The sequence below is a fragment of the Aeromonas sp. Y318-3 genome, from assembly GCF_027706185.1.
Classification (GTDB): domain Bacteria; phylum Pseudomonadota; class Gammaproteobacteria; order Enterobacterales; family Aeromonadaceae; genus Aeromonas; species Aeromonas veronii.
This window is the reverse complement of the sequence record NZ_JAPDCN010000044.1, coordinates 1-3,241: the sequence shown is the minus strand read 5'-3', so window position 1 is coordinate 3,241 and position 3,241 is coordinate 1. Positions and strand designations below refer to the sequence as shown.

The window sequence follows — 3,241 nt, the reverse complement described above, 5'->3', positions numbered from 1 at the left end:
TGACGTTATTGCGGAAGCGCCTGATGAAGAGCAGGCATCTCACTATGCCAATATCTCTGTTGAGCAGTGGCGCCGGCTTCGTCGCCGGCGGATGCAGCCCCATATGCTCACCTCATGCGAGGCAGCCCCTCAGCTCGTCCAGTCAGTGATAGACAGGGTTGCCAGCCTTCCCCTTCCCAAGGTTCAGCCTTCCTCCTTGCTGGACGTTAAGCGGGAGCCGCGCAGGGTTTCCGGTTTTGCTCCTGCTGATAGGCGGGCACCTAACTACACGTTCGAGGACGGCTATGGCGGTCGCCGGTCTACCAACATGAAGCTCACGACTAGGAAGTCGGACACTGTTTCGATTTTTAGTAACGGTGACCAAATTGACGACTCTCCCAGTTCTGGTGCTCCAGTTCGAGCGCTCAGGGCTCTGCGCCTTGAGTCGTCCTTGCCGAACGCGGCAGAGGGTAACCCTCGTGCGTTGGGTTATGTCATCCGACCGATCACCGAATCAGCCTCACTTCGCAAGCCTGACGGGGCCCCGCTTGCGGGGTGTCAGCCTTGCGATGTTGAGGCCCGTGTTGTCGGGCAGCTGCAACACCATGTTGCAACCAGTGAAACCGGCCCCGCGCCATCCATGTCCGCCATCGAGCAGTCCCTGATTGCTTGGGTTGAATACCGTAACAGTTATCAAAAAGGGGGAACCCATGAAGAAGCCGCCAATCGTGTACCTGCTCCCCGAAAAGTCCGGACTGGACGAAACCGGCCTGACCCTGACCTTCACCAAGACTCTCGAGGAGGCGAAGGCCATGGCGGTCAGCTTGGGTTGCAAAACCTTGTTTCGTATGCGGCTATACGGGAATGAGCCCAAGATCCTTCCAGGTGGATGGATCCGAACCGGTGAGACCGAATGGATGTTCATCAAGGACTTTGAGCAGTACGCGAAAGAGAATTCGTGCAACCATCACTATCACTGACCGCCATGGTTGATTTTTCAGCCCATAGGTGATCAGATAGCAAAGCGCCCCGGGGCTCTGACCTCCCGAGGCGCTTCTAATCACAAAGCCTGGAAGGAGGCCCTATGACTAACCGTGATCTTACAGATACTTACCGCCAACTCAAAGCCCTCGAACGCGCCATCACTGCGCTGACCGAGGCCGCCAGCCTTATCCCCGAAGACGATGACCACGCCGCCCTGATGGTGGTCTTGTCAGACCGCATCGAGGCCGAATTTGTCGCCCTGCAGGGCGACCTCGTCCGTTCATGGTCTCTTAACACAGCTGCATAAATTCCAACTAAACCAAATGTGTTAAAAACTTGCTTTTTGCGTCACGGTGACGATAATTAATTATCGTCACTGTCACGCTAAAGGCACCGCAAATGAAAGACGTTAACGACAATCAAACCGCAGACCTGCTCCCCATGAAGCGGCCAAGAGGTCGCCCCCGCACCGGTAAGGCCATGACTCAGGCCGAACGCCAAGCCAAGTACCGCGCCAAGCTGGCTGACATTACGGTCGCTGTTACGTTTAATCGGGATGATGTGCCCGCCCTCAAGCTGCTCCTGGCTAACCCAAACCCCGCCCTCGATGTCGACCAGGCAACGCTCGATCGTATCGCGCAAGCGGTGTTCGGGGCGGCCATCGGCTAGGCCAGTGCCAGAGAACGGGGGCGGTAGCCCCCACAAGGCGCCCCCCTTACGTCAAATTTTTCACGTAAGGCAGGCGCCGGAACACGCCCATGCTAACCCGAGACGTGAACCCCCCCTTCCCTGCAAAACCGGCAGTTAAGGGGTTCGGTGCACTGAGGGAGGCAAACGCCTCAGCGCATCGCGAACTTGCTCATTTGGCCATCAACAGCGTAGGATTTGTAAAGTTGTCCGTCTCCCAGATTTCCGCTTAACGGATAAGGGCGAAACGAAGTAGGCAGGAACGCCAGCGCACGAGCAGCCGACGCCGAAAAAGAAAGCCCCCGCAAGGTCTCGAACACCTTCGGGGGACGGTCACCCACTCAACTCATGAACGCATCACAGGTGACGATATGATCTTACATCATTCCGCCGCCTTCTCCATAGCGAGAAGGGGGCAACATGCGAAAAGTTAGCCCTACGACCGAGGACGCGCGGGATGCGCGCAGCGCGCACGAGAGGCCGCGGGCGGGGGGCGCCCTTGGTATAGTTGGGAACTTCGCTTCACCCCCCCTAGCGCCGACCGTGAAATACGTCCACAACGAGGACGGCGAAGCTATCCCCGTTGCCTTCCAAAAAGATGGATCCCTCCGTCTCGTCAAGACCTATGAGGAAGCTCGGGCCGAACGCTGGGCGCTCAAGTCAGTAGCCAGCAAGGTGCTCTGGGGTAGCCTCACGAGTAAGTGCATGGTGTACCTCAAGCCCACCAAGGGCGAGAAACTTGGCCATGTCGAGGTCTGGAAGGGTCACGTCCATGGCAGGGCCTTCTATCAGGGTCTGATGACTTGCCGTAGCGTGTGGGCTTGCCCGCTATGCGCCGCGAAGATCTCCGAACGCCGCAGGGTCGAGCTGGTCTCTGGGCAGACCAAGGCAAAGGACTTGGGTTGGCGCTCTCACCTGGTAACCCTGACAATCCCCCATGGCATCGGCGATGACCTCAAGGAGCTGCTTAAGCTCTTGTCCAAAGCCCTCAGCCGTATGAGCGGTGGCAAGAACAACCTTCACGCCAAGCTCGAGAAGGCTCTCCCTGGTGAGAAGATCCATGGCTTCATCAGGGCGAGAGAAGTGACCCATCGTGTTCACGGCTGGCACCCCCATTTTCACCTCATCGTCTACACCTCCCAGGGCATAACCCCGAGCGACCTTCTTGAGGTCTATCGTCCTGCCTGGCAAAAGGCGTGTGTTGCTGTAGGCCTTGGCCGACCTTCTGATGAACATGGGATCGATGTGAAGGATGGTAGCTATGCTGCCAGCTACGCCAGTAAGTGGGGTATCGAGGACGAGATGACGAAGAGCCATGCCAAGCAAGGCAGGTTGGGAAGCATCACGCCATGGGGTCTCCTTCGGGCCGTCCTTGACCAGGACAACCCAGACTATCCCCCAGAGCGTGCAGCAGGCCTCTTCAAGGTCTATGCCAAGGCATTCCATAGCCAGCATCAGCTGAAGTGGAGCCCTGGCCTTCGTGAGCTCCTGGAGCTGGAGCAGGAAGTTTCCGATGACGTTATTGCGGAAGCGCCTGATGAAGAGCAGGCATCTCACTATGCCAATATCTCTGTTGAGCAGTGGCGCCGGC

The 3,241-nt window shown here is 57.8% G+C and carries 4 protein-coding genes; all 4 read left to right on the top strand.

The genetic code is table 11. From position 1 onward, the window contains the following. Positions 1 to 689 precede the first annotated feature (689 nt). On the top strand, positions 690 to 959 hold the full coding sequence (locus OKB77_RS23890) for a hypothetical protein (protein ID WP_270818715.1): 270 nt from the start codon (positions 690 to 692) through the stop codon (positions 957 to 959). Between the two features lie 104 nt (positions 960 to 1,063). After that, positions 1,064 to 1,270, top strand: coding sequence for a hypothetical protein (locus OKB77_RS23885; protein ID WP_270818714.1), 207 nt, complete (start codon positions 1,064 to 1,066; stop codon positions 1,268 to 1,270). A 92-nt stretch (positions 1,271 to 1,362) separates the two neighbouring features. Continuing rightward, positions 1,363 to 1,632, top strand: coding sequence for a hypothetical protein (locus OKB77_RS23880; RefSeq protein WP_270818713.1), 270 nt, complete (start codon positions 1,363 to 1,365; stop codon positions 1,630 to 1,632). Positions 1,633 to 2,193: 561 nt separating this feature from the next. Beyond that, the coding region (locus OKB77_RS23875; protein WP_270818712.1) for a protein rep at positions 2,194 to 3,241 on the top strand (1,048 nt) is incomplete at its 3' end.